This is a genomic window from Bradyrhizobium sp. CB2312 (assembly GCF_029714425.1).
Taxonomy (GTDB): Bacteria; Pseudomonadota; Alphaproteobacteria; order Rhizobiales; family Xanthobacteraceae; genus Bradyrhizobium.
Genome location: NZ_CP121668.1, coordinates 865,360 through 891,346, shown reverse-complemented (window position 1 = coordinate 891,346; position 25,987 = coordinate 865,360). Strand labels below are relative to the sequence as shown.

Genomic DNA, 25,987 nt, shown 5'->3' with positions numbered 1-25,987 from the left:
TACGGGTATGGCAAATGATCTGAAGGGGCGCACGGCGCTCGTCACCGGCGGCTCGCGCGGAATCGGCGCCGCCGTCTGTCGCGCGCTGGCCGAGGCCGGCGCCGCCGTGGCGATCAACTGCCGCGAACAGATCGGCCAGGCCGAGCAATTGGCGGGCGAGATCAGCCGGCAGGGCGGCCGTGCCATCGTCGTCGCCGCCGACGTCTCGCAGCGCGAGGCCGTCGCTGACATGGTGGAGCGCGTCAGCGGCGGGCTCGGCCCCATCGACATCCTCGTCAACAATGCCGGCATCGCCATCACGCGCGGTATCGACGATCTCACCGAGGACGATTTCGACCGGACCATACTGGTCAATCTGAAGTCGGTGTTCCTGTGCACGCAGGCCGTGCTGCCCTCGATGCGCGCACGCGAATGGGGCCGCATCGTCAACATCTCCTCCGGTGCGGCGCGCGGCGCCGGCTCGATCGGCCCGCACTATAACGCGTCCAAGGCCGGCATGGAGGGGCTCACGCGCGGTTATGCGGCGCGGCTGGTCAAGGAAGGCATCACCGTCAATGCCGTGGCGCCGTCGCTGATCGAGACCGACATGATGAGCGGCCAGCCGCAACTCGTCGGCCGCATTCCGCTCGGCCGTTTCGGCACGGCGGACGAGGTGGCGAAAGCCGTGATGCTGCTGGTGGAAAATGCCTACATGACCGGGCAGACCATCGCGCTGAGCGGCGGGATGGCGTTTAACTAGCGGGCATGGCGGGCGCGACGTGTACCCTCTTCCTTCTCCCCTTGTGGGAGAAGGTGGCGCGAAGCGCCGGATGAGGGGTATCTATCCACGCGCAACGCTTTTCGTGGGGACAGAGACCCCTCACCCGTCTCGCCGCTATCGCGGCGAGCCACCCTCTCCCACAAGGGGAGAGGGTAAGAAAGGCTCACCACATCGTGGCGGCAGCGCGCGTCGGCCAGATGCGGTCGTACTCCTCGCCGCCGACCTTGTTCTCGCTCATCTCGGCGAGGATCTGGCCCGGCGTCGGCAGTGTCCTGGGGTCGATACGCTTGTCCGGATTCCAGAGGTCGGAGCGGACGATGGCGCGGGCGCACTGGAAGTAGATCTCGTCCACCGCCATCACCATGACGCTGCGCGGCGCCTTGCCGTCGACCTTGAACGAAGAGAGCAGTTCGGGATCGACCGAGAGATGCGCGCGGCCATTGGCGCGGATCGCGTTGCCGGAGCCGGGAATCAGGAACATCAGCGACACGCGCGGATCGCGTACGATATTGCGCAGGGAATCGACCCGGTTGTTGCCGCGTCGATCCGGCAGCATCAGCGTCTTCGGATCGTGGATGCGGACGAAGCCGGGGAGATCACCACGGGGCGAGCAGTCGATGCCCTCCGGGCCGATGGTCGCGAGCGCCGCGAAAGGTGCCTTCTCGATGAAGATGCGGTAGAGCGGGGTGACGTGGTCGGCGACTTTCACGGTCGAAGCGTCGTTGGTGACGCCGTAGATGGCCTCTAGCTCCTCGACCGTATTGATCACCGTCATTCCACTCTCTCCTTGTTCTGCCAGCGGCTACTCGCGCCAGCCTTCGTTCCTGATCACCCGCACGAGCTGGCGGCTGTGGTAGTCCGCGCTGCCGGCGTTGAGGATGGTGACATCGGCCAGCGTGGCCACATCGTCGACGCTGCGCGCGAGGCGGTCCGCGATATTGCCGTCGCTCACCCGCGCCCGCGCGGCAAGCCGCTGCTCCAGCACGTCCGGCGGTGCGGTGATCGCGACCACGACGACGTTCGCATATGTCTTGCGCAGTGCGCCGATCACTGTGCGCGAGACGTTGACGACGACGGCGCGGCCGGCGTGGATGTCGCCGTTGATTTCGAGCGGCAGGGCATAGGAATGCCCGTGCGCCTCCCAGTGCACGGCGAAATCGCCGTGATCGAGCGCGCGGCGGAATTCGTCAAAACTCATCGCGATGTTGTCTTCAGCCGCGGAGGGTTCGCGGGTCACGACGCGGCGCGGGAAGACGATGTCGTGATCCTCGATGCAGGCCGCTTGCGCCAGCCGCAGGAGCGTGTCCTTGCCGGCGCCGCTGGGACCGACCACGAGCACGAGCCGCCCGGGGCCGATCGCGCCCGTCTCATCCTGCGCCATGGCCGCGGTCTCGCTCATGCGACGCGGTGTCCTTCACGCCAGACGCTGCGGACGACGGGAACGTGTCCCGCGACGTGCACGCGGATCAGGTCCGCGCGCTTGCCGGTCGCGACCTCGCCGCGGTCGGTGAGGCCGACCGCCTCGGCCGGCGCTTTGGTCACGGTGCGAACCGCGGCCGGCAGGCTGATCGCCGGCACATGCTCGGGCAATTGCAGCGCGGCCATCAAGAGACTCGAGGGAATGTAGTCCGACGACAGGATATCGAGCAGGCCTTCGCGGGCGAGATCGACCGCGGCGATGTTGCCGGAATGCGAGCCGCCGCGCACCACGTTCGGCGCGCCCATCAGGATATCGATGCCGGCCTGGTGCAGGCCGCGGGCGGCCTCCAGCGTGGTCGGGAATTCCGCCACCGACACGCGATCGCGCACGGCATCCGCGACGTTCTCCTCGGTGGTGTCGTCGTGGCTCGCGAGCGGGATCTTGTACTCGTGCGCCAGCGCCACGATCTCGCGCATGTTGGCCGCTGCATAGAGCCTCTGATATTCGAAGCGCTTGGCGAACAGCTCGTCGAGCTCGGCATCGGTCTTGCCGCCACCTTTGCCGCGGTAATAGTCGCGCAGCTTGACCTCGTCGCGGAACTGGCGCTGGCCGGGCGTGTGATCCATCAGCGACATCAGCTTGACGTCGGGACGATCGATCAGCTCCTTGGCCTCCTCGACCACGCTCGGCATCGGGATTTCGCAGCGCAGATGCAGGAAGTGGTCGGCGCGCAGCAGATTGGCGTTGCGCGCCGTCGTGATCGCGGCGGCGAGCACACCGGCGCGGCCGTCGACCTCCTCGGCGCCGTCCTCGCGCCAGACCCGGAGCGAATCGAACACGGTGGTGATGCCTGACGTCGCGAGCTGGCCGTCATAGGAGATCACGGCGGCGACCGGATTCCAGAACACTTTCGGGCGCGGCACGTAATGCGCTTCGAGATGGTCGGTGTGGAGTTCGATCAGGCCGGGCATGATCAGGTCGCCGCCGGCATCTTCCGCGCCCGTGGGTGCAGTCCCCTCGCCGATCTCCGCAATGCATCCGTCGGCAAGGGCGAGCCAGCCCTGCTCGATCACCCGATCAGCCAGCACGACCCTGGCATTGGCGATCACAGTTTCCTTCGGCTTCATGTCCATTCCCTTCAGGCCGCGGCGGCAAAGCTGGTAACGTCGACGATGCGGTCGGCAATCAGATGACGGATTTCGTCGTCGTGGACAATGGCGACCATGGCGACGCCCTGGCGTTTCTTCTCGGCGACCAGCTCGACCACGACGGCGCGGTTGGCGGCATCGAGCGAAGCGGTCGGCTCGTCCAGCAGCAGGATCGGCAGGTCCGAGATGAAGCCGCGGGCGATGTTAACGCGCTGCTGCTCGCCGCCGGAGAAAGTCGCGGGCGGCAGCTGCCAGAGGCGCTCAGGGATGTTGAGACGATGCAGCAGCTCGCCGGCGCGGGCCTGTGCATCGGCTCGCGCCATGCCGTTCACGATCAGCGGCTCGGCGACGACGTCGATGGTGGCAACCCGCGGCACGGCGCGCAGGAACTGGCTGACATAGCCGATGGTTGAACGGCGGATGTTCAGAACCTGCCGCGGCTCGGCGGTGGCGAGATCGACCACCGCGCCGCGATGGCGTATGCCGATGCGGCCGGAGTCGCAGCGGTAGTTACCGAAGATCATCTTCAGGATCGACGACTTGCCGGCGCCTGATGGCCCCGATAGCACGACGCATTCGCCCGGGTTGACCTGGAAGGTGACGCCGCGCACGACCGGCAGCTCGATGCCGCCTTGCAGGTGCATCGTAAAAGTCTTGCCGGCGTCGGTGATGTCGATCATGGCGGTCATCGGAAGGCTCTTGTTGGAAGGCTCATGGCGGCAGAATCGAGGAGACGAGGAGCTGGGTGTAGGGCTCGCGGGGATCATCGAGCACCTGGTCGGTGAGTCCGGTCTCGATGACGCGGCCGCCCTTCATCACCATCACGCGGTGCGACAACAGGCGCGCCACCGCGAGATCGTGGGTGACGATGATGACGGCGAGATGCAGCTCGGCGACGAGGCTGCGCAACAGGTCCAGCAGGCGCGCCTGCACGGAGACGTCGAGGCCGCCGGTCGGCTCGTCCATGAACACCAGCCGCGGCTCGGTGACGAGGTTGCGCGCGATCTGGAGACGCTGGCGCATGCCGCCGGAATAGGTGCGCGGGGCATCGTCGATGCGGGCTGTGTCGATCTCGACGCGGGTGAGCCAATCGGATGCGGTGTCGCGGATGCGGCCATAGTGATTCCAGCCCACCGCCATCAGCCGCTCGCCGACATTGGCGCCCGCCGAGACCGCCATGCGCAGGCCCTGCGCGGGATCCTGGTGCACGTAGCCCCAATCGGTGCGGAACAAAAACCGCTGCTCGGCCTCGCCCAGCGTCGTGAGATCGCGGGTGATTCCGTCGCGCATGCGGTAGGAAACCTGGCCCGCGCTCGGCGTGAGCTGGCCCGACAACATCTGCAATAGCGTCGACTTGCCCGAGCCGGACTCGCCGACGATCGCCAGCACCTCGCCGGGATAGAGCGCGAACGACACGTCGCGGCAGGCGGCGATGCGGCCATAGGACTTGCTGAGGCTTTCGGCGACCAGCAGCGGCTGGTCGTTTTCGAGCGTATCGAGATCAGCCATGTGAACTCCCCTGCGCCTTCTCCTTGTACGGCGCGGCGCTGAGGGCGCCGTGATGGCCCTCGGCCTGGCGGCCCTCGCAATAATCGGTGTCGGAGCAGACGAACATGCGCCCGCCCTGGTCGTCGGTCACGATCTCGTCGAGATAGGAATTCTCGGCGCCGCACAGCGCGCAAGGCGCGTTGAAGCGGTAGGGCTCGAACGGGTGATCCTCGAAATCGAGCGACACCACCTGCGTATAAGGCGGGATCGCGTAGATGCGCTTCTCGCGGCCGGCGCCGAACAGCTGCAGCGCCGCGCAATTGTCCATCTTGGGATTGTCGAATTTCGGCGTTGGCGACGGGTCCATCACGTAGCGCGCGTTGACCTTCACGGGATAGGCGTAGGCCGTCGCGATGTGGCCGAAGCGGGCGATGTCCTCATAGAGCTTCACATGCATCAGGCCGTATTCGGCGAGCGCATGCATGCGCCGCGTCTCGGTCTCGCGCGGCTCGAGGAAGCGCAAGGGTTCCGGGATCGGCACCTGGTACACGAGCACCTGGTTCGCGTGCAGCGTCGTCTCGGGGATGCGGTGACGGGTCTGGATCACGGTCGCCTCGTCCGTCACCGTCGTGGTCGCGACGCCGGCGGTCCTGGCGAAGAATTTTCGGATCGAGATCGCGTTGGTGGTGTCGTCGGAGCCCTGATCGATGACCTTGAGCACGTCGGCGGGACCGAGGATCGCCGCCGTCACCTGCACGCCGCCGGTGCCCCAGCCATAGGGCATCGGCATCTCGCGGCTGGCGAACGGCACCTGATAGCCGGGGATCGCGATCGCCTTCAGGATCGCGCGGCGGATCATCCGCTTGGTCTGCTCGTCGAGATAGGCGAAATTGTAGGCGGGCGCGTTCATTCCGCGGCCTCCTTCATGGCATCGGGCGCATCGGCCTCGGCAGACGCTTTGGAAAATTCTTGGCGCAGCTTGCGCAAGAGGCCGAGCTCGGACTGGAAGTCGACGTAATGCGGCAGCTTCAGATGCTCGACGAAGCCGGTCGCCTGGACGTTGTCCGAATGCGACATCACGAATTCTTCATCTTGCGCGGGGGCCACGGCCTCTTCGCCGAGCTCGCGGGCACGCAGCGCGCGGTCGACCAGCGCCATCGACATGGTCTTGCGCTCGCTCTGGCCGAAGGCGAGGCCATAGCCGCGGGTGAAGCACGGCGCTTCGGTCGCCGAGCCCTTGAACTGGTTGACCATCTGGCACTCGGTGAGCTCGATCGAGCCGAGCGGCACCGCAAACCCGACGTCTTCCGCGAAGAATTCGACCTCGACCTCGCCGAAGCGGATCTCGCCGGCGAAGGGATGGTTGCGGCCATAGCCGCGCTGGGTCGAATAGCCCATCGCCAGCAGGAAGCCCTCGTCGCCGCGCGCGAGGTTTTGCAAGCGCAGATCGCGATCGGCCGGGAAGTTCAGCGGCTCGCGGGTGAGATCGCCGACGCTGGCGCCATCCTCGGCCTGCGGCGAGGATTCGATCAGCCCATCGCGGCCGAGAATGTCGGTCACGCGCGGCGTCGCCGCAGTCGAGGCTTCGGCCGTTGCGGGCGCCTCCGGCACAAATCCCTCGGCGAGCGTGGGATCGAGCAAACGGTGCGTGTAGTCGAAGGTCGGCCCGAGGATCTGGCCGCCCGGGATGTCCTTGAAGGTCGAGGACACCCGGCGCTGCACGCGCATCGCGCCGGTATCGACCGGCTCGCTGACACCGAAGCGCGGCAAGGTGGCGCGGAAGGCGCGGACCAGGAAGATCGCCTCGATCAAATCGCCGCGCGCCTGCTTGATGGCGAGCGCCGCGAGCTCGCGGTCGTAGAGCGAGCCTTCGCTCATGACGCGATCGACGGCCAACCCAAGCTGCTCCGAGATCTGGTCGAGCGTGACCTCCGGAACGCTCTGGTCGCCGCGCCTGGCATTGGCGAGCAGGCGATGGGCGTTCTCGATGGCGCGTTCGCCGCCTTTGACTGCGACATACATGCTTCAGCTTCCCTTGTTCGCGACACGCGTCGTGCGCGGGATCGCAACCACGGCGTCATCGGCGACCAGAACCACGTCGATGCCGCGCGGAAACAGCGCCTCGTTGAACTTCAGCCGCTCGAACAGATCGGCCGGCTTGATCGAGGCCTGGAGCGTCGCGACGCCGTCGATGCCGGGGCCGCGCAGCTCGAAGCCACGCCCAGAGTCGAGGCTCTCGACCTGGATGATCACCGTGGTCGAACGATCCGGATATTCATTGGTGCCGAGCGCGAAGCGCTCGAGCGGCGGCAGCAGGACGCCGTCGCTGATCAGCGCGAAGCTTGCAATCGACGAATCCTGGATCACCGGCGCGCCGGTGTGGAACTTCAGCCACTTCGTCACGTCGGAGCTTTCCGAGATCCGCGCGTCGAGCCAAAGCGGCGTGTCGTGGTCGAACAGCGTCAGTGCGATCGCGGCGGTGCCGCGCATCATCATGTCAGGCGCGCCCGCCATCGGCACGATGCGCTGGACCGAGCCCGGCCGCGCCATCGCGTCCATCACCGAGCGAAAGGTCGATTGCGCCGACAACACCTTGTCGGCGAACCCCGGCGGCAGTTCCGCAATCGTGGTCATGGCCTCACCCCTCACCGCGCACCATGGTGTAGAAATCAACCTTCGTCGCGGCGGTCTCGGCCGCAACCTGCTTGCGCTCGACCATAAGCTGCTCGCGCAACGGCGCGATTACGTCGCGCTCGACGGCGGCGCCGAAGTCGCGCGACTGCACCAGCGCGTCGCACAGCGCGATCAGCCGCGCCTTCTCGCCGTCGCGTCCGAGCGTGTAGCCGAAGCCGACCTCGCCGCTCGCAAGCCTCACCGCGGCACGCGACACCGTGGCTTCGCCGAGATTGAACGGCGCGCCCTCACCGCCGACCCGGCCGCGCAGCATCACGAGGCCGTTCTCGGGCGCGCGCAGATCCCGATGATCGGGCAGTGCGATAGCGCGGAGGCGGGCGGCGATCTCGCCCGCCTCCGCATGCGCCAGCACGGCCATTGCGGCCTGGCGCTGGGCTTGCTGGTTGTTGTGCTGGGTCACCTGATCCACCGAGCTTTTCGACACAACTTGCCGAATCCAAGTTGTCTATGATAATAGACAACTTGATACGGAAGCGCCATGACTGTTTCGTGACAAACGTGTGATTTCTGGAGTAGGCTTTCCGGCGACATGAGTATGCAGGACACCGCCTCCTCGGGCGTCGCGCTATGGCGCCTCGTTGCCGATGGCATCGAACGCGGCATTGCCGACGGCCGCTTTGTGGCCGGCGACAAATTGCCGGGCGAGATGGAGATCGCCGAAACCTATCGCGTGAACCGCCACACCGTGCGGCGTGCGCTGGCGGCGCTTGCCGAGCGTGGCCTCGTGCGCGCCGAGCGCGGCAGCGGCACCTATGTCGAGGCGCAGAAGCTTGCTTATCCCTTGCGCTCGCGCACGCGCTTCTCCGAGATCGTCGGCGCCGACGGCCGCGAGCCGCATGGCCGCCTGATCGAGGCGACCGGTGACGTCGCAACGCGCGAGCTGGCGCGGGAGCTCGGCCTCAAGACCGGCGCGCCATTGGTGCGGATCGAGGCGATCCGGCTCGCCGACCGCACGCCGATCTGCGTCTCCACGACGTGGCTGTCAGCGGACTTGTTTCCCGGCGCCGGCGAGGTGTTCGCCGAAACGCGCTCGATGACGAAGCTGCTCGAGCATTTCGGCGTGCGCGACTATCGCCGCGGCGCGACGCGCATCACCGCCGGCATCGTCGATGCCACCGACGCCGCACGGCTCGACCTGCCGCTGGGCCGGCCGATCCTGGTGGTGGATGCGACCGACCACGATCTCGGCGGCAAGCCGCTGGTGACGAAGCACTCACGCTTCGCGGCGGAACGGGTGGAGTTCCTGGTGGAGTCGTAGGGGGTCTCTCTCCACGAAACCGGACCCGTAGACCCGTAGGGTGGGCAAAGGCGCACTTGCGCCGTGCCCACGACCTCTCTCAATCATTAAAAGTGGTGGGCACGCTTCGCTTTGCCCACCCTACGGCACCTTTGATCAGGCCACAGCCCGCCGCCCGATGATCGCAAACCGCAGCTTGCCCGAGATGAAGTCGATCGCGGCGACCGCGACCAGGATCATCAGGATCAGGAACGACACCTTCTGCCATTCCAGGACGCGGATCTGCTCGGCGAGCTGGAGGCCGATGCCGCCGGCGCCGACGATGCCGATGATGGTAGCCGAGCGGGTGTTCGACTCGATGAAATAGAGCACCTGGCCGGCGATCACTGGCAGGACCTGCGGCAACAGACCGAAGCGGATCTCGTGCAGCGCACTGCCGCCGGAGGCGCGGATGCCTTCGACCTGCTTCTGGTCGGCACCCTCGATCGCTTCTGAGAACAGTTTTCCGAACGCGCCGAAATCCGACACCGCGATGGCGAGCACGCCGGCGAACGGGCCGAGCCCGACGACGTTGATCCACACCAGCGCCCAGATCAGCGTATCGACGCCGCGGATCGAATCGAGGAAACGCCGCACGGGAAAGCGAAGAATGGTCGACGGCACCACGTTGCGGGCGGCGAGCAGACTGACCGGCAACGCGAACAGTGCCGCGAGCGTGGTGCCGAGCAGCGCGATCGAGAGCGTCTCGCCGAGCGCCTTCAGATAGATCGGCAGCGACGAGCCGGGATCCGGCGGGATCATCATCAAGCTGATCCAGCCGAGCTGGCTCAGGCCTGCGAAGAACCGCGACGGCGAGAAATCGAGGTCGACGAGGCCGTAGATCAGGATCGCGAACGCACCGACGATCATCGCCGGCATGGCCAGCCGCGCCGAAGCCGGCCGGTCGAACACATCAGGGTAGCGCGCGCGCATCTCGCGCGTATCGACCTCCTGCGGCTTCGTCACGTCCGCGCCTCCTTGCCGAACAGCCGGCCGCGTAGCCAGCCGGTGGAGATGTCGATGATGAAGACGGTGATGATGATGAACAGCAGGATCGCACTGACGTCTGAGTAGTAGAACTTGCGGATCGCGACGACGAGCTCCTGACCGATGCCGCCGGCACCGACAAAGCCCATCACCGAAGCCTCACGGACGTTGATCTCGAAGCGCAGCAGCGCATAGCTGGCATAGCCCGCGGTCACCTGCGGCAGGATGGCGAAACGCATGCAGGCGAGCCAGCTCGCGCCGGTCGAGCGAATGCCTTCGACCGGCTTCATGTCGGCGTTCTCGACGATCTCGGAAAACAGCTTGCCGAGCGCGCCGGTGGAGTGGATCGCGATCGCGAGCACGCCGGCCATCGGTCCGAGCCCGAAGGCGATCACGATGACCAGCGCGAACACGATGCCGGGCACGGTGCGCGCGAATTCAAGCAGGCGGCGAACCACGAAGCGCAGCCAGGACGACGGCGAGGTGTTTTCAGCTGCGAAGAAGTTCAGGCCAAAGGCGAAAGTCGCGCCGATCAGCGTGCCGACATAGGAGATCAGCAGGGTCTCGCCCAGCATCTTCAGCCATTTACGCCAGCCCCAGAGCCACTCGCCGAAATCGGTCCAGACCCGCTGGCCGTTGTCGAGCGTGAGGATGCGGTCGAAATAGCTGATGAAATTGCCGAAATGGGTGAACAGCGTGCGCAGGTTCACTTCGGCGCCGATGCCGGCGAGAACCAGCGCGGCGGCGAACACCGCAAATCCGAGCAGGAGACGAAGCCGCTTGCGCGCAACCGCCTGGCGATAGGCGGCGTTCAACGCAGCCAGCTGCTGCTCGGGGAGGATCGAAACCGCGACGGTCATCGGATCGGGAACAGTGCTCAGTCAAAAAAGAGAAAGAGCCGGGTCCATCGACCCGGCTCAAGTGACTCGTCCCGAAAGCTCAGGACGCCTTCTTCTTACGCAGCGCATCGACGAACTTGATCAGCTCGATCGTGCCATCCCAGTCCTTGGTGGTGGCGGGATGAAAACCCTTCTTCTGGCCGTCCTGGAGGCGGTCGAAGGCCGCCTTGTCCTTGGCCGGCGCGTCGAAGAACGCCTTGGCGATCGCGGCCTTGGCGTCTTCCGGCAGGTCTGAGTTATAGGCGTAGGGGCCGTTGATGATCGGCGCCGACTTGTGGATGATGCGGAAATCGTCCTTCTTCATCGGCGAGCCGTCGGCGTTCTTCAGCATGCCCTTGGTCAGCATCTGCGCGAGCGTCGAATCGTCGTCGCTGGTCCACTGGTTGGCGGCAACGTCGACCGTGCCCTGCGCCAGCGCCAGCATCGCGTTCTCATGGCTGCCGGTGAAGACGACCTTGCTGAAATAAGTGTCGGCGTCTGCGATGCCCATCTTGTCGAGCTCGAAGCGCGGCACGTTGTTGCCGGACGTCGAGTTCGGGTCGACGAGGCCGAGGTTCTTGCCCTTGAGGTCATCGATCTTCTTGTAGGGGCTGTTCGCCTTGACGAAGAACACCGAGTAGTAGCCGGTCGAACCGTCGGCGTTGATGTCGTTGGCAAAGGCGTCGGTCTTGACGCCGGTCAGGCGGGCGCGGGCGAACGAGGCCGAGCCGTAGCTGGCGATATGGATGTTGCCGGCGCGCTGGCCTTCGATGACGGCCGCGTAGTCGTTGGCGATGCGTAGCGTGACCTTCACGCCCAGCTCCTTGGAGAGATAGCTCATGAACGGCGCCCAGCGCTCGGTCACGCCCGAGGCGTTTTCCGCCGGAATGACCGCGAATGTCAGCTCGGGATATTTTGCTTTCCAATCCTCGGCGGAGGCAGAAGCGGTGAAGGCGAGCGCGGCAGCGCCGGCAAGAACGAGTCTGCGAGTGATCATGATACCCTCTTCATCGGTTGGGGTCGGTTGACGCAAAACTGGCAATTGAACAGGTGCGATGCGGCTCAGGCCGCCGCAGCGGTTCCGAGCGCCGGAACGCCCTCGGGCGCCGGTGCAGATGTTCCGCCCATGACGTCGGCGGCTTCGAGATCGTAGAGCTCACGCGCAACGAGGTCGGTCAGCGCCGACGGGGCGCCGTCGAACACCACGCGGCCCGCCGCCATGCCGATCAGGCGATCGCAATAGGTGCGCGCCAGATCGAGCGAATGCAGGTTGCAGAGCACGGTGATGCCGAAGTGCTTGTTGATGCGCAAAAGCGCATCCATCACGATCTTGGTGTTGCGCGGATCGAGCGAGGCGATCGGCTCGTCCGCGAGGATGATGTCGGGCTGCTGCACCAGCGCGCGGGCGATCGCGACGCGCTGCTGCTGGCCGCCGGAAAGCTGGTCGGCGCGCTGCGCGGCGAGCGAGGCGATGTCGAACTGCTCGAGCGCGGACATCGCCAGCGCCTTGTCTTGCTCGGGCCAGATCTGCGAGAGCGAGCGCCAGGCCGGAATGGTGGCGAGGCGCCCCATCAGGACATTGGTCAGCACATCGAGCCGGCCGACCAGATTGAACTGCTGGAAGATCATGGCCGAGCGCGCCCGCCACTGCCGCAGTTCCTTGCCGCGCAACGCGGTGACGTCCAGACCGTCGAACAGGATGCGGCCCTGCGTCGGCGTCACGAGACGGTTGATGGTCCGCAGCAGGGTCGACTTGCCGGCGCCGGAGCGCCCGATCACACCGACGAAGCCGCCGGGGGAAATTTGAAACGAAGCGTCGTCCACCGCGGCTTTTGCGCCGAAGCGGCACGTCAGACCTTCAACCACCAGCATGTAGGGCTCCAGAGTAGCTGGAGCCCACCGCTAACCCCGGCGCTTGACACTTGTGTGACACGCGCATTGCGGTGCGGCGATCCTACACACCTCGTCCCCTGTCATCACCGCGTCATGACATCGTCATCAAGCCACTCGAAGACGAGTGCCCGCCCTCGCATTACGGATGTAACATGGCCGGTAAGAAGCTTTCGGTTCAACCGACCATTGATGCTTCCGCAAAACTGCATGAGACCAGGCTCGGCGCCTATACCGAGGTCGGCGCTCGCACCATCCTGCATGAAGTGGCGATGGGCGATTACTCCTATGTCGTGAACGACGCTCAGATCACCTACACGACGATCGGAAAGTTCTGCTCGATCGCCGCGATGACGCGGATCAATCCGGGCAATCATCCGATGCATCGCGCGACGCAAGCGCACTTCACCTATCGTTCCAGCGCCTATTTCGAAGGCGAGAGCGACGACAACGAGTTCTTCGACTGGCGGCGCCAGCACCACGTCCATATCGGCCATGACGTCTGGATCGGCCACGGCGCCATCGTGCTGCCGGGCCGCAACATCGGCACCGGCGCGGTGATCGCGGCCGGCGCCATCGTCACCAAGGACGTGCCGGCCTACACCATCGTCGCCGGCAATCCGGCGCGCATCGTGCGGCGGCGGTTCTCGGAAGAGATCGCCGGACGGCTCGCCAAGCTCGCGTGGTGGGATTGGGATCACGACAAATTGCGTGAAGCCCTGCCCAATTTCCGCAAACTCGGGATTGAAGATTTCCTCGCGACATACGAAGCACGGACGAATTCCACAACCAGCAAACGAAGCGCGGTCGCGTGACAGACATTTTCCTTGAGGGCGGCCGGGCCCTGATCGGCACCGAGCTCGTCCAGACGTCGCTTCTCGTGTCCGGAACGGATATCGTCGAGGTCGATGCCTCGCGCGGCCGGGCGCGGCTTTCGATCGATGCGCGCAATCTCCTGGTGCTTCCCGGCATCGTCGACCTGCATGGCGATGCCTTCGAGCGGCAGATGATGCCGCGGGCCGGCGTCGACTTTCCGATCGACGTCGCGCTCGCCGACAGCGACCGCCAGGCGATCAGCAACGGCATCACCACGGTGTTTCACGCCACGACCTGCTCGTGGGAGCCGGGCCTACGCAGCGCCGACAATGCGCGCGGCCTGATGGAGGCGATCGAGCGGCAGCGTCCGCAATTCGCCGCCGACACCCGTTTCCATTTGCGCCACGAGACCTACAATCTCGACGCCGAGGCCGAGATGACCCAATGGCTCGCCGAGGGCCGCGTCGACCTGTTCGCCTTCAACGACCACATGGACGGGGTCGTTGCCGACATCTCCAATCCGCGCAAGCGCAACCGCATGGTCGAGCGCACCGGACTGTCGAGCGAGGCGTTCGACCGGCTGGTCGGACATGTCGTGTCCCGCGCCTCCGATGTCCCGGCATCCGTATCGCGGCTGGCCGCCGCGGCCCGGGCCGCCGAAGTACGGATGCTCTCGCATGACGATGCGACGCCGGCGATGCGCCAGGAGTTTCGCGAGCTCGGCGCTGACATCGCGGAGTTCCCGATCAACGAGGAGACGGCGCGCGCCGCAGCAAGCCACGGCGATGCCATCGTCTACGGTGCGCCAAACGTCGTGCGCGGCGGCAGCCACACCGGGTGGACCAAGGCATCCGACATGATCGCCAAGGGGCTCTGCTCTGTGCTGGCGTCGGACTATTACTATCCCGCGCAGCTGCTCGCCGCGTTCCGTCTCGCCGCCGACGGCGTGTTGCCGCTGACCGAAGCCTGGAGCCTGATTTCTGCGGGACCTGCGCGCGCAACCGGCCTCACCGATCGCGGCGTGCTTGCAGAAGGTCGCCGCGCCGACATCCTGCTGGTCGACGACACCATGCCGCTGCGGCCGCGGCTGATCGCCGTGATATCAGGCGGCAAGCTCGTGCACCTCACCGATACGACGCGGCTGCACGCAGCAGTGCCGACGCCGCGCGAGGCTGTCGTTGCGGCATAAACCGGTTATGTTCGGGCAATGACAGGCTTTCCCCGCTACGCGATCTATTTTGCGGCCGGCGCCGACAGCGCCCTCACCCGCTTCGGCGCCGAGCTGCTCGGCTATGATGCCTATACAGGCGACGAGCTGCCGTTTCCCGCGGATGCATTGCGCATCGCGCCGGACTGGCGCGACGTCACCAGCGATCCCCGCAAATACGGCTTTCACGCCACGCTGAAGGCGCCGATGGCGCTCGCGCCCGGCAAGTCCGAGGCCGAGTTGTCGGCGGCCTGCGTGAGCTTCGCCGGCAAGGCGCGGCCGATCCCGGCGATCAGCCCGATCGTGGATTCCATCAGCGGCTTCATCGCGGTCATTCCGGCAGCGCCGGTGGATGCGCTTCAACAGCTCGCTGCCGATTGCGTTCGCGAGTTCGATTCCTTGCGTCTGGCCCTGACCGCGGAAGATCGCGCCCGTCGGAGGCCCGAAAGACTGAGTGAGCGCCAGCGCGATTATCTCGACCGCTGGGGCTATCCCTACGTGATGGAAGAATTCCGTTTCCACATGACGCTAACCGGGCGATTGGACGCGGAGCGGCGCGGGCCGATTCTGCAGATGCTGCGCGAGCGATTTGCGGCGCTGAAGCTCGATACGCTGACGGTCGATCGCATCGCGCTGTTCAAGCAGGATGACGCCAAGGCGCGCTTTCGCATCATCGGCGAATGGGCTTTGGCGCGGTGAAGCTCAGCGCCAGCTCGCAAGATTGAAGGCAAGCGCCACCGCGCCGACCAGAACGAGGCTGGACGCCCAGACTGCATCCAGATTGAACCAGCTTCGCGAGACGAACTTCAATCCCAGATAGCGGTAGACCAGCCACGCCAGACATCCGCCGGCGCCGACCATGGCGGTCACGTGAACCAGCGACACGAGCACCGCCATCCCGAGGCGTGCCTTCATCAGCGCGCCCGCCGCCTCATGGCCAGCATCGAGCTCAAAGGCCTGACAGAGCCCGAGATAGATCGGCACGAGCATCAAGGCGGCGCCGTGAGCAATGGCGACGGCAAACGACCAGAGCGCCAATTGCGTCGGCGGAATTCGTGCCAGCGTGCGCGGATGACGTCGGTCGATCAGCCGATAGATGCCAAAGCCGATGACGACAAGGCTCGCGACCAGCTGGATCGGACGCTGCCACGCGGCCAGCACGAGCAGGAAGGCGAATGGCAGCAGCACGAGAAGTGTTGCCAGGAGATGCCCGGCCGCCAGGGCCCACAACGCGCGAAACAGCGCGCGTGGACTCTTGTCCATGAGCCCGGCCGAAACGGCGAGCGGCCATCCCATTCCCGGATTGACCCCGTGGTAGAGACCGCTCGCAACAAGCGCGAGCCACAGCCAGCCGACGGCTGGGCTCGCGTGCCCCCAATCTAGACCGACGGGTAGCAAAAGGAGTCCGTCGAACAATCGCCGCCCTCGAGCCTGATCTGGTGCGCACGATATCCGTCGGGGAAGCTCACGAAATAGTCCTTGTCGAGCTCGAGGCCGCCGTTGCGACCGACATTGGCCATGACCTCCACGCCCGGAACCCCGTCGGGGTAGAACTGGTCGTCCCAGGTGGAATAGAGCGAATTGGTCCAATACACGCGTCTGCCGTCGCGGCTGATCTCGACCATCTGCGGGCCACCCGTATATGCCTTGCCGTTCGGATGCGGCGCGCGGCGCACGATGCCTCCGGTATGCACCGAGCCCGCAAGCTTGGGCTTTCTGGGATCGCTGACATCGTACTGGCGCATCTCGCCGGTGCCCCAACAGGAGACGTAGAGGAATCTATCGTCCATCGACAGGTCGATATCGGTCACCAGTGGCGGCACCGCGCCAAAGCCCTGCAGCAGCGGCGGAAGCTTCTCCTTGTCTGCGGGCTCCGGTGGAATCGTCGCCGTCTTCTCGGCATGGAATTTTCCGCCCTCGCGCCACCAGGTCCAGATCGAACCTTCTAGATTGGTGGTGTCGACCACCACGCCGGCAAAGCCGTACTCGCGAACCGGATCGTGCGCTGGCCGCACCTCCAGCGCCATCTGGTGATTGGCGCCGAGATCGATGGTCTGCACGTTGCGGCGGGCGCGGAGATCCCAGAAGTGGAGACGATGGCCATACTTGTTCGACAGCAGATCCTGCGGCACGATCCCGTTCTCGAACTGCGGCGGCAACGCCCATTCGCTCGTCACCATGTAATCGCGCGGCAGATTCCACCAGAAATCATAATGCAGCGTCTGCAGGCCCCGGTCGATCTCCCATCGTCCAAGGACCTCGAACGTTTCGCAATCCATGATGAAGACACCAGGAGGTCCGTTGGTGCCGTCCTTGCCGCCACCGCCCAGCGTGCTCACATAGACGCCGTCCGGCCCGCAATGGATCGTATGCGGCCGTGAGTAACCGGTCTTCTTGAAGACCTCCTCCGGTTCGATGATCTTGTGGATCTTGGCTTGGGTCGGATCTGGCTTGGTATCGATGATGTAGATCCGCGACGAGCGCAGCCCGGGGATAATGAGATAGCGCCGCTCGATGAAGGCGTGTCCGGTAAGCGGCGACAAGGCGGAGGAGCAGGCATTCCAGCCGAAATGATGAAACTCGTCGCCCTTGTTGGGCATCGTCACGGTGTGAACGATCTGGCTATAGGTCGGCGATCCCGGCTTGACGTCGATGACCGCGAGAGCATCCGGCTTTGAGAAATCCGGACTGAGCAGCAACGTGTAGGCAAAGTTCTCCGCTGGTGCTTCCATCGCAAGCTTTGGCGATGCGTGAAAGGTGGGATCCGGCCTCATCGTCATGGCACTGCCTCCCTGTTCTGTCGGTTCGCGCCAACCTGGCTCGGGATAGCGGCATAATGAAGAACTGTTCCGCGATGTCTTGAGATGCGTCCCGCGGGCTTGGTCGGCGAGCGTACAATATGTCATCGCCGGGCCGCGGGAAACGGCCCGAGCCGCGCCAATTCGACGCCTTTAGCCGAAATGGGCAGACCCCGTCATGCGAAGCAACCCAGATTTCTCCGCAAACTGGATTGCTTCGTCGCTTCCGCCTTCGCTCTTCGAGCTACGGAGGACAAGTCGCTCCTCGCAATGACGGCCTTCGTAGGGTGGGCAAAGCGGAGCGTGCCCACCACCCATCGCCGTCGGTAAAAGTGTGGGCACGGCACTCCGCGCCTTTGCCCACCCTACGACTGCTGAATGTTTGGCGCTACTTGCCCCACCGCAGTGCCAGCGCGTCGCGTTCCTTGGCGAGTTCCAGCAACCCCGCCCGCGTCGCCGGATGCAGCGGCTGCAAGGGATGGCGCACTGCCTCCGACTTGATCACGCCGCCGGCCTGCATCATCGCCTTGCAGGCGATCAGGCCGCATTGACGGTTCTCGTAGTTGATCAGCGGCAGCCAGCGCTCATAGGCGGCTTTCGCCTTTTCGCGGTCGCCGGCGAAATAGGGGTCGATGATCTGGCGGATGCCGTCGGGATAGCCGCCGCCGGTCATCGCGCCGGTCGCGCCGGCGTCGAGATCGGCGAGCAGCGTGATCGCCTCCTCGCCATCCCAGGGACCTTCGATGTCCTTGCCGCCCGCTTCGATCAGGTTGCGGAGCTTTGAGGCGGCGCCGGGCACCTCGATCTTGAAATAGCGGATGTTGGCGAATTCGCGCGACAGCCGCGCCAGCAGCTCGACCGACAGCGGCGTGCCCGCGACCGGTGCATCCTGGATCATGATCGGAATGTTGATCGCGCCGGAGAGCACCTTGAAGAATTCGACGATGCCCTTCTCGGGCACGCGGAACGTCGCACCGTGATAGGGCGGCATCACCATCACCATGGCGGCACCCGCCGCCTCGGCCTGCTTGCTGCGCGCCGCGCAGACGGCGGAGCTGAAATGCGTGGTGGTGACGATGACGGGAACCCGGCCGGCGACATGCTCCAGCACGGCATGCATCACGGTCTCGCGCTCGGCATCGGTGAGCACGAACTGCTCGGAGAAGTTGGCGAGGATGCAGAGGCCGTGCGAGCCAGCATCGATCATGAAATCGATGCAGCGGCGCTGGCCCTCCAGATCGAGCTCGCCGCGCTCGTCGAAGATGGTGGGCGCGACCGGGAACACGCCGCGATAGGGGCGCTGGGCCTTGTGTGGGGTGACCGGCATCGAACTCTCCATCCCTGAGGTGTCTTGCGTCTGGTGCCGCGCTCGCGCGGCGGCACAGGTGTACCCGTCGCGCGGACCGGCGGCAATGCCCGCGCGACGGCGGGATGGAGGATGATCGAAACTAGGCGGTCTTCACCGCGCCGAGGAAGCCCTCGACCGCGACGCGGAGACGATCGGCGTCCGCCGACATCTTCTTCACGGATTCAGACAGCACCGTGCCGGCGTTGCCGGTCTCCTCGTTCAGCCTGGCGACGCTGCCGATGGTGTCGGTGACCTCGCGGGTGCCTTGGGCGGCCTGCTGGAAGTTGCGCGAGATCTCGGTGGTGGCCGCGCGCTGCTGCTCGACCGCCGCCGCAATCGCCGTCATCTTCTCGTCGATGCCGCTGATGGCACCGCCGATCGAGCGGATCGCGGCAACCGCCTCGCCGGTCGCACCCTGGATCTCCTCGACCTGGCGGGAGATCTCTTCGGTCGCGGTCGCGGTCTGCGCCGCAAGGCTCTTGACCTCGCCGGCGACCACGGCGAAGCCGCGGCCCGCTTCGCCCGCGCGCGCGGCCTCGATGGTGGCGTTCAGCGCGAGGAGATTGGTCTGGCCGGCGATGGCGTTGATCATCTTCACGACCTCGCCGATGCGGCTTGCGGTCTGGTCGAGGATCTCGACCGTCGCGTTGGTCTGCTCGGCCTGCGACACGGCCTCGCGCGCCTCGCGGGCGCTGGACTGCACCTGCGCGGAGATCTCGCCGACGGACGCCGAGAGCTCCTCGGTCGCCGCCGCGATGGTCTCGAGATTGTTGGTGGCCTGCTCGGCGGCGGACGAGACCGCCGCGGTCTGGCTGCTCGATTCCGAAACCAGCGAGCGCACGCCGGTTGCGGTGGCATCGAGCTCCTTGGTCGAGGCCACCACGCTCTGGATCACCGCCTGCACGGTGTCGTCGAAGCTGCGGCACGCCGCATCGACAGTGCCGGAGCGGGCGAGCTGCAGCGCCTGCTGCGATTCACGCTCCTGGCCGAGACGCTCGGCGGTTGCCGCGCTCTCGCGCAGGCTTTCGAGCGCCGCGGCCATGGTGCCGAACTCGTCGGGATGTCTGGATTGCGGCACCGGCGTCGCGTAATCGCGGGCGCTGATGCGCGCGATCGCGTCCAGGATGGCGCGCACCGGCCGCATCAGGCGATTGCGCACGACGTACACGCCCGCCAAGGTCACGGCGAGCGCCAGCAGGAAGGCGAGCGACTGCACGATGAGCTTGGTCAGCGCCGTCGTCTGAACGGTCTCGGCGCGCGCGATCGACTGGTCCAGCGCCTTGGTCGCGACGCCGACGATCAGCGGGAACGGCGACTGGCACAGCGTGTTCCATTCGGACGCGGGCATTGCGGGTTTGCCACTGCCGTCAAAATTCTTGGTGAGATCGCCGATCTGCTTGAGGACGGCGTCGGTCTTGACCTTCGCGTCCGACGCTGCCGCCGTCAGCTCTGCCGTCACGTCGGGCGCAGCCAGCAACTCCGCCATGCCCGCCCAGCCGGAGGCGATGGTGCCGTCCCATTGCGCCACCGACCGCTTCTGGGCGTCGTCGAGCGGCCTGCTGCTGTTGACGTTCGAGCGGAGCTGCGAGCAATGGACGCCGTAGCGATCGCGCACCTGCCAGGCGAAGCGGCGGACCTGGATCATGCGGGCGATGTAGGGATCGTTCATCCAGGCGCGGTTCGACACCGCCGTGGAGGCGAGGTTCGCCGTGTCAATCACCTTGGTGACGGCGTCGTACCAGGAATTGGTCCGCTCGATCCTGCGCTCGGCGCGCGGACGCTTGGCTTCGTCGTAGAACAGCTGGAACTGCGGCGCGGCGTCGTTCCAGCGCTGCTTCAGCGTGCCGGCGAGCTCGTCGCGGCGGGCGAATTCAACGGTGGCAAGCGCGGCGATGATGCCATCATAGCCGGCCTGCTCGGCCTTCTCGGCTTCGGCGAGCTTTGCCTTGGGATCGTCCTCGCCGAGGATGGCACTCTGGGCGTCGCCACGATTGTTGCGCAAGGACAGCACGCCATGGAAGATCGCCTTGTCGGCGGCAGCAAGCCGCGCAGTCTCGAGACTGTCGCTGTAGCGGCCGAAGGCCCCGACCATCTGGATCGCCGTCGAGGCCAGCGCGCCCACGGCCAGCAGGGCCATCAAGGTCAGGAGAAGCGAGCTTACCGATTTCTTAAACATTGCCATGGGGTCAGGGGGCCTACTCTTCACGAGTGGCCACCCTGCATCGCAACCTGCCAATGTTTCGTTAAGGTTGTAGTCAAATACCAGCGTTTCGGCCTGCCGCGCCTGCGCCAGGCCGGGGTTCGTTAGGCGACCTTGGTGAAATCCGGCGCGCGGCGCTCGGCAAATGCCGTGAACGCTTCGCGCGCCTCCGCGGTGCGCAGGCGCTGAGCGAAGTGCTCGCCCTCGGCCTGCATCTGCGCCACCAGCGCCTCGCCATTGCGCATCAGCTTCTTGGTCGCGGTGAGCGCGCCGGCGGGCTGGCGGGCAAGGCGCTGCGCCAACGCGAGCGCCTCGGCATCGAGCTTGTCGAGCGGCACCACGCGGTTGGCAAGGCCCCATTCCAGCGCGGACTTCGCCGGCACGGTCTCGCCGAGCGCGAACATCTCGTAGGCGCGGGCATAGCCGATCCGCGCCGGCATCAACAGGCTGGAGGCGGCTTCCGGCACCAGCGCGAGGCTGACGAAGGGCGTCGACAATTGCGCATTGTCGGCGAGCACGACGAGATCGCAATGCAGCAGCATCGTGGCGCCGACGCCGACCGCGCGGCCCTGCACCGCCGCGACCAGCGGCCGGGTACAGCGCGCCAGCGACTGGATGAAGCGCACGACGTTGCGGCTGCCTTCCGACTTGCCGGATGCGACCGCCGCGAACTCGCCGACGTCGTTTCCGGCGGTGAACATGTCGCCCTCGCCGCGGATCAGGATCACGCGGGCTGACGGATCGAATTCGGCGGATTCGATGCTGTCGGCGAGCTTGCCGTACATCGCATCGGTCAGCGCGTTCTTCTTGTCGGGGCGCGCCAAAGTGAGCGTGAGAATTCCGCCGTTGTTCTCGACTCGCACATGCTCGGTCATGGGTCTCTCCTTAGTCCTCTGAATCTCTTTCTCTTGGAAACTTGTCCTGAATGCTCGTCAGCCAACGCGCGACGATGTCGATCTCCGCAGCCGTAAATCCTTCCGTCAGCGCCGCGTTGATCTCTGCAGCTTCAGTCTTCGCCTGGGTCAGCACGGTGCGCCCCTTCGGCGTCAGCCAGACGCGAAAGGCCCGTCCGTCCTCGCGATCGGCCCGCCGCTCGACCAGCCTCGCCGCGGCAGAGCGATCGACCAGCCCCGAGATACCAGCCGGTCCCATATCGAGCGCGGCTGCCGCCTCGCCCATCAGCACGCCGTCCTGCTTGCCGAGGATGAACAACAGCCCCGCCTGCGCCGGCGTCACCTGGTTCGAGGGCTGCGCTGCCATCCAGCGCTGCAGTCGGCGTTGCGCGACGCTCAGCAGGTAGATCAGCCGGTGGTGTCTCGCCTCGGGCATTTTATTTCGCATGCGAAGCATATAACCGCACTCCGGCGGATTGTCAAAACTGCCGCCGCTAGCTGCCCGACGTCCCGCGGCAGCCGTCGAGCAGAATTGCGGCACATACCCGCGCCCGCTTCTCGATCTCCTTGCGCGAAGGCAGTGTCAGGCTGGCGTAGATCGCCGCGCGCTGCGGCGCTGACACCATCATGCCAATCATCATTCCGGCAGCTTCATCGACGTTATCGAGTGCGATGCGCTTCGTCTTGACTTGATCGCGGAGCCAGCCCGCGAGCGCCGCCGCGGTACGGGCGATGCCATCCCTGTAGAAATTCGCGGCAAGGTCGGGGAACGTAGCCGATTGCTGCAGCACCATACGCTGGAGCGCCACGACTTCCGGATCGAGCGCGAGATCAGCACAGGCGACCAGCACGGCGGTCAGGCTGGTTTCGATGTCGGCCTGATTGCTGGCCTGAAGATTGACGTCGGAGAGCAACCGATCGAGCCGGTCCGCGCACATTGCTTCGAACAAGGCCGCCTTGCCCGGAAACAGCCGATAGAGAGTCTTGGTGGAGATGCCGGCGCCGCGCGCCAGCTCTTCGGTGCTGGTGGCTGCGTAGCCGTCGACGGCGAAGGCGTGCCGTGCAGCTTCGAGGACGATTCGCTTCGTCTCGTCGTCGCTGCGCACCGGCGGCCGCCCGCGCGGGCGACATTCTGATGAAGGTTTTGCCTGAGCCATGTTTTTAGATGATGCCTGTCATTCCATTGACAGTCCCAAACCTAGTCCTATTTTGGAAATCGTCAAGTTTCCTAATTCGAGGGAGCCGGCCATGACCGTGCACACCACCCCGTCCAAGACTGAAGCCACGGTGGTTCCGCCCCCTGGGCTGGAGGGCATCCTGCCCGCCCCGTCGCAACCGGCGCGCCGCCAAAAGCTCAATCTTCGCAAGTTGTTGCTGGCAGGCGTGGCCGCCGCCGCTCTCGCCGGCGCGACCTGGTACGGCTACGATTACTGGACCGTCGGCCGCTTCCTCGTCTCCACCGATGACGCCTATGTGAAGGCCGACAACACCACCATCGCGCCGAAAGTCAGCGGCTATCTCGACCGCGTCCTGGTCGGCGATAACGAGCATGTGAAGGCCGGCCAGGTGCTGGCTCGGATCGACGACCGCGACTTCCGCGTCGCCCTCGATCAGGCCAAGGCCGATGTCGCCGCCGCGAATGCGACGGTGACGAGCAAGCAGGCGCAGCTCGACGTCCAGGAGGCCGTGATCGCCGCGGCGAAGGCGACCATCGATGTCGACACGGCCGCGAAGGTCTTCGCGCAGCAGGAGAACAAGCGCTACAGCGATCTCGCCAAGACCGGCTATGGCAGCGTCCAGAACGCGCAGCAGGCGCAGGCGCGTGACGCCGGCGCGGATGCCGCAATCGCGCGCGACAACGCCAATCTCGTCTCCGCGCTCAAACAGGTCGATCTGCTGAAGGCCGAGATCACGCAGGCGCGTGCGGCCGCCGCCCGCGCCGACGCCATTCAGCATCAGGCCGAGCTCAATCTCGGCTACACCACGATCGTCTCGCCGATCGACGGCGTCGTCGGCAACCGCACCTTGCGCGTCGGCCAATATGTGCAGGCCGGAACGCAGCTGATGTCGATCGTGCCGGCCGAGGGCGCCTATGTCGTCGCCAATTTCAAGGAGACCCAGCTCACCCATGTGCACGCGGGCCAGACCGTCGAGATCGAGGTCGACACATTCCCGGGCCAGGTCGTGCACGGCCACGTCGATTCCATCGCGCCGGCCAGCGGCCAGGAATTCGCGCTGCTGCCGCCCGACAACGCCACCGGCAATTTCACCAAGATCGTGCAGCGCATCCCCGTGAAGATCGCGCTCGATGCAGAGACCGCGCCTGCGATCGCGCTGCGGCCCGGCATGTCCGTGATCCCGACGATTGCAACCCGTTCAGCGCCGACCGCGCAAGCGGCAACGACGCCCCAAGCAAAACCCAAGGCAAAGCTCGTTTCCGGAGGGTCGTGCCATGTCAAACAGCCTCTCAATCTCGACGCCCGCACAAGCAATTCCGGCCGCGACGTCTGAGCGCGTCGTCGCCGATCCCAATCGCGCCAGTGCCACGGTCTGGATCGCCGTCTTCGCGGCGATGATCGGCGCCTTCATGGCGATCCTGAACATCCAGATCACCAACGCCTCGCTGCTCAACATCGAGGGCGGCATCGGCACCGGTGTCGACAACGGATCCTGGATCTCGACGTCCTATCTGATCGGCGAGATCATCGTCATTCCGCTGACCGACTACCTGTCGCGGGTGTTCTCGTTCCGCAACATCATCCTGAGCTTCGCGACGCTGTTCGCGGCATTCTCGGTCGCCTGTGCCTTCACCCACGATCTGCCGTCGATGATCGCGATGCGCGGCTTGCAAGGCTTCTTTGGCGGCGTGCTGATCCCGATGGCGTTCACGCTGGTTTTCACCAAGCTGCCGAAGGGCCAGCAGCCGATCGGCCTTGCCATGTTCTCGCTTGCCGTGACCTTCGCTCCGGCCATCGGCCCGACCATCGGCGGCTATCTCACCGAGAATTACGGCTGGCAGACCATCTTCTTCGTCAACGTGCTGCCCACCGCGGTCATGGTGACCACGCTGTTCTTCACGCTGGAGCGCCAGCCGCTGAACCTTGGCCTGTTGCGTGAAGGCGACTGGTTCGGCATCGCCACCATGGCGGTCGGCCTCGCCTCGCTCCAGGCCGTTCTGGAGGAAGGCAACAAGGACGACTGGTTTGGCTCGCCCTTCATCGTGCGGCTTGCGGTCATCTCCGCGGTCAGCCTGTCGCTGTTCGTCTATAACGAGCTCGTGGTCGAGAAGCCGCTGCTCCGCCTGCGCCTGCTGACGCAGTGGAATTTCGGCATCGGCACGTTCGCCGCGATCTTCCTCGGTTTCGCGCTGTTCGGCTCCGTCTATCTGCTGCCCGCCTATCTCGGCCAGGTGCAGGGCTACAATGCCGAGCAGATCGGCAATGTGCTGGCCTGGACCGGCCTGCCGCAGCTCCTGCTGATTCCGCTGGTGCCGAAGCTGATGCAGCGGTTCGATGCGCGCTATATCGCGACGGTTGGCCTCTTGCTGTTCGCGGCGAGCTCGTTCCTGAACATCCAGATGTCGCTCGACTATTCAGGCGATCAGTTCTTCATCCCCAACGTCGTGCGCGCCGTGGGTCAGGCTCTCACCCTGGCGCCGTTGTCTGCGCTCAGCCTCGGCAGCGTCGCGCCGCAAGACGCGCCCGCGGCCTCCGGCATCTCCAACATGATGCGCAACCTCGGCGGCGCCATCGGCACCGCGGTGCTCGCCACCATCGTCACCAAGCGCGAGCAGTTCCACTCCAACATCATCGGCCATTCCGTCACGCTCGGCCGCGAGGAAGTCCGTGACCGCATCGCGCAGATGACCAATTACTTCATCGCGCACGGCGTGCCCGACCCCAACGCCGCGCGCGAGCAGGCCATCATCGCGCTCGGCAAGACCGTCAAGCGCCAGGCGCTGGTGATGGGCTATTCCGACACGTTTGCCGTCATCGGCGTCGTGCTGGTGCTGGCCGCGATCGCGGTGCTTCTGACGCGGCGGGTGAAGGCGGCGGGCGGCGGGGGCGCGCATTAATCTCGCCACCACAACAGGTCGTCATGCCCGGGCTTGGCCCGGGCATCCACGTTCTTCGCGCCGCGCGGCAATGCGTGGATGGCCGGGACAAGCCCGGCCATGACGGTGT

Annotated in this window: 27 protein-coding genes; 7 read left to right on the top strand and 20 right to left on the bottom strand. The window is 65.7% G+C overall.

Annotated elements, in window-relative coordinates; translation table 11 throughout:
* Positions 1 to 7: 7 nt before the first annotated feature.
* Positions 8 to 739 carry an SDR family NAD(P)-dependent oxidoreductase gene (locus QA642_RS04215; protein ID WP_283083529.1) on the top strand — a complete coding sequence of 244 codons (732 nt, stop codon included), beginning with the start codon at positions 8 to 10 and terminating at the stop codon, positions 737 to 739.
* Positions 740 to 923: 184 nt separating this feature from the next.
* On the opposite strand, the gene QA642_RS04210 is transcribed toward QA642_RS04215, so the two are convergent.
* From QA642_RS04210 to phnG, 9 genes are read right to left on the bottom strand one after another with little or no spacing between them, the layout of a single operon-like run.
* A complete protein-coding gene (locus QA642_RS04210; RefSeq protein WP_283083528.1) occupies positions 924 to 1,535 on the bottom strand; it encodes a pyridoxamine 5'-phosphate oxidase family protein in 612 nt (203 codons plus the stop codon).
* 27 nt (positions 1,536 to 1,562) lie between these two features.
* Entirely contained in the window at positions 1,563 to 2,159 is a 597-nt protein-coding gene (gene phnN, locus QA642_RS04205) for a phosphonate metabolism protein/1,5-bisphosphokinase (PRPP-forming) PhnN (RefSeq protein ID WP_283083527.1), read from the bottom strand.
* Positions 2,156 to 3,313 (bottom strand): alpha-D-ribose 1-methylphosphonate 5-triphosphate diphosphatase, encoded by a 1,158-nt coding sequence (locus QA642_RS04200; RefSeq protein WP_283083526.1) that lies wholly within the window; start codon positions 3,311 to 3,313, stop codon positions 2,156 to 2,158. The genes phnN and QA642_RS04200 overlap by 4 nt, the downstream gene beginning before the upstream one ends.
* A gap of 5 nt (positions 3,314 to 3,318) precedes the next feature.
* Positions 3,319 to 4,017: a phosphonate C-P lyase system protein PhnL gene (phnL, locus tag QA642_RS04195; protein ID WP_283083525.1), complete on the bottom strand. Its 699-nt coding sequence runs from the start codon at positions 4,015 to 4,017 to the stop codon at positions 3,319 to 3,321.
* A gap of 22 nt (positions 4,018 to 4,039) precedes the next feature.
* Positions 4,040 to 4,837 carry a phosphonate C-P lyase system protein PhnK gene (phnK, locus tag QA642_RS04190; RefSeq protein WP_283083524.1) on the bottom strand — a complete coding sequence of 266 codons (798 nt, stop codon included), beginning with the start codon at positions 4,835 to 4,837 and terminating at the stop codon, positions 4,040 to 4,042.
* On the bottom strand, positions 4,830 to 5,726 hold the full coding sequence (locus QA642_RS04185; RefSeq protein WP_283083523.1) for an alpha-D-ribose 1-methylphosphonate 5-phosphate C-P-lyase PhnJ: 897 nt from the start codon (positions 5,724 to 5,726) through the stop codon (positions 4,830 to 4,832). Before QA642_RS04185 ends, phnK begins: the two co-directional genes overlap by 8 nt.
* Positions 5,723 to 6,838: a carbon-phosphorus lyase complex subunit PhnI gene (locus tag QA642_RS04180; RefSeq protein WP_283083522.1), complete on the bottom strand. Its 1,116-nt coding sequence runs from the start codon at positions 6,836 to 6,838 to the stop codon at positions 5,723 to 5,725. The genes QA642_RS04185 and QA642_RS04180 overlap by 4 nt, the downstream gene beginning before the upstream one ends.
* 3 nt (positions 6,839 to 6,841) lie before the next feature.
* Complete coding sequence (phnH, locus tag QA642_RS04175; protein WP_283083521.1) at positions 6,842 to 7,450, bottom strand: phosphonate C-P lyase system protein PhnH; 609 nt, start codon at positions 7,448 to 7,450, stop codon at positions 6,842 to 6,844.
* A gap of 4 nt (positions 7,451 to 7,454) precedes the next feature.
* Complete coding sequence (phnG, locus tag QA642_RS04170; protein ID WP_283083520.1) at positions 7,455 to 7,919, bottom strand: phosphonate C-P lyase system protein PhnG; 465 nt, start codon at positions 7,917 to 7,919, stop codon at positions 7,455 to 7,457.
* A gap of 120 nt (positions 7,920 to 8,039) precedes the next feature.
* Between phnG and phnF the strand changes: the two genes are divergently transcribed.
* On the top strand, positions 8,040 to 8,768 hold the full coding sequence (gene phnF, locus QA642_RS04165) for a phosphonate metabolism transcriptional regulator PhnF (protein ID WP_283083519.1): 729 nt from the start codon (positions 8,040 to 8,042) through the stop codon (positions 8,766 to 8,768).
* Positions 8,769 to 8,903: 135 nt separating this feature from the next.
* Here the strand turns inward: phnF and phnE (QA642_RS04160) are convergent, their stop codons facing one another.
* The 4 genes from phnE (QA642_RS04160) to phnC form a co-directional block, all read right to left on the bottom strand.
* On the bottom strand, positions 8,904 to 9,752 hold the full coding sequence (phnE, locus tag QA642_RS04160; protein WP_283083518.1) for a phosphonate ABC transporter, permease protein PhnE: 849 nt from the start codon (positions 9,750 to 9,752) through the stop codon (positions 8,904 to 8,906).
* Positions 9,749 to 10,633 (bottom strand): phosphonate ABC transporter, permease protein PhnE, encoded by an 885-nt coding sequence (gene phnE, locus QA642_RS04155; protein ID WP_283083517.1) that lies wholly within the window; start codon positions 10,631 to 10,633, stop codon positions 9,749 to 9,751. Before phnE (QA642_RS04155) ends, phnE (QA642_RS04160) begins: the two co-directional genes overlap by 4 nt.
* Before the next feature lie 79 nt (positions 10,634 to 10,712).
* Complete coding sequence (phnD, locus tag QA642_RS04150) at positions 10,713 to 11,648, bottom strand: phosphonate ABC transporter substrate-binding protein (protein ID WP_283083516.1); 936 nt, start codon at positions 11,646 to 11,648, stop codon at positions 10,713 to 10,715.
* A 65-nt stretch (positions 11,649 to 11,713) separates the two neighbouring features.
* On the bottom strand, positions 11,714 to 12,523 hold the full coding sequence (gene phnC, locus QA642_RS04145) for a phosphonate ABC transporter ATP-binding protein (RefSeq protein ID WP_283083515.1): 810 nt from the start codon (positions 12,521 to 12,523) through the stop codon (positions 11,714 to 11,716).
* Positions 12,524 to 12,696: 173 nt separating this feature from the next.
* Here phnC and QA642_RS04140 point away from each other — a divergent pair, with 173 nt between their 5' ends.
* From QA642_RS04140 to QA642_RS04130, 3 genes are read left to right on the top strand one after another with little or no spacing between them, the layout of a single operon-like run.
* Positions 12,697 to 13,356, top strand: coding sequence for a chloramphenicol acetyltransferase (locus tag QA642_RS04140; RefSeq protein WP_283083514.1), 660 nt, complete (start codon positions 12,697 to 12,699; stop codon positions 13,354 to 13,356).
* Complete coding sequence (locus QA642_RS04135; RefSeq protein WP_283083513.1) at positions 13,353 to 14,546, top strand: alpha-D-ribose 1-methylphosphonate 5-triphosphate diphosphatase; 1,194 nt, start codon at positions 13,353 to 13,355, stop codon at positions 14,544 to 14,546. Before QA642_RS04140 ends, QA642_RS04135 begins: the two co-directional genes overlap by 4 nt.
* 18 nt (positions 14,547 to 14,564) lie before the next feature.
* Entirely contained in the window at positions 14,565 to 15,263 is a 699-nt protein-coding gene (locus tag QA642_RS04130; protein WP_283083512.1) for a DUF1045 domain-containing protein, read from the top strand.
* 3 nt (positions 15,264 to 15,266) lie between these two features.
* Here the strand turns inward: QA642_RS04130 and QA642_RS04125 are convergent, their stop codons facing one another.
* The 7 genes from QA642_RS04125 to QA642_RS04095 form a co-directional block, all read right to left on the bottom strand.
* The gene (locus tag QA642_RS04125) at positions 15,267 to 15,860 is read right to left on the bottom strand and encodes a hypothetical protein (protein WP_283083511.1); all 594 of its coding nucleotides are present in this window, start codon (positions 15,858 to 15,860) and stop codon (positions 15,267 to 15,269) included.
* Positions 15,861 to 15,943: 83 nt separating this feature from the next.
* Positions 15,944 to 17,344: a selenium-binding protein SBP56-related protein gene (locus tag QA642_RS04120; protein ID WP_283083510.1), complete on the bottom strand. Its 1,401-nt coding sequence runs from the start codon at positions 17,342 to 17,344 to the stop codon at positions 15,944 to 15,946.
* A 406-nt stretch (positions 17,345 to 17,750) separates the two neighbouring features.
* Positions 17,751 to 18,689, bottom strand: coding sequence for a dihydrodipicolinate synthase family protein (locus tag QA642_RS04115; protein WP_283083509.1), 939 nt, complete (start codon positions 18,687 to 18,689; stop codon positions 17,751 to 17,753).
* A gap of 121 nt (positions 18,690 to 18,810) precedes the next feature.
* Positions 18,811 to 20,892: a methyl-accepting chemotaxis protein gene (locus QA642_RS04110; protein ID WP_283083508.1), complete on the bottom strand. Its 2,082-nt coding sequence runs from the start codon at positions 20,890 to 20,892 to the stop codon at positions 18,811 to 18,813.
* 122 nt (positions 20,893 to 21,014) lie between these two features.
* Entirely contained in the window at positions 21,015 to 21,785 is a 771-nt protein-coding gene (locus tag QA642_RS04105) for an enoyl-CoA hydratase (protein ID WP_283083507.1), read from the bottom strand.
* Between the two features lie 10 nt (positions 21,786 to 21,795).
* Complete coding sequence (locus QA642_RS04100) at positions 21,796 to 22,251, bottom strand: MarR family winged helix-turn-helix transcriptional regulator (RefSeq protein ID WP_283083506.1); 456 nt, start codon at positions 22,249 to 22,251, stop codon at positions 21,796 to 21,798.
* A gap of 46 nt (positions 22,252 to 22,297) precedes the next feature.
* Positions 22,298 to 22,909 (bottom strand): TetR/AcrR family transcriptional regulator, encoded by a 612-nt coding sequence (locus tag QA642_RS04095; protein ID WP_349253826.1) that lies wholly within the window; start codon positions 22,907 to 22,909, stop codon positions 22,298 to 22,300.
* A gap of 142 nt (positions 22,910 to 23,051) precedes the next feature.
* Between QA642_RS04095 and QA642_RS04090 the strand changes: the two genes are divergently transcribed.
* Entirely contained in the window at positions 23,052 to 24,314 is a 1,263-nt protein-coding gene (locus QA642_RS04090) for an HlyD family secretion protein (protein ID WP_283083504.1), read from the top strand.
* A gap of 61 nt (positions 24,315 to 24,375) precedes the next feature.
* The gene (locus QA642_RS04085) at positions 24,376 to 25,878 is read left to right on the top strand and encodes an MDR family MFS transporter (protein WP_283086797.1); all 1,503 of its coding nucleotides are present in this window, start codon (positions 24,376 to 24,378) and stop codon (positions 25,876 to 25,878) included.
* Positions 25,879 to 25,987 lie beyond the last annotated feature (109 nt).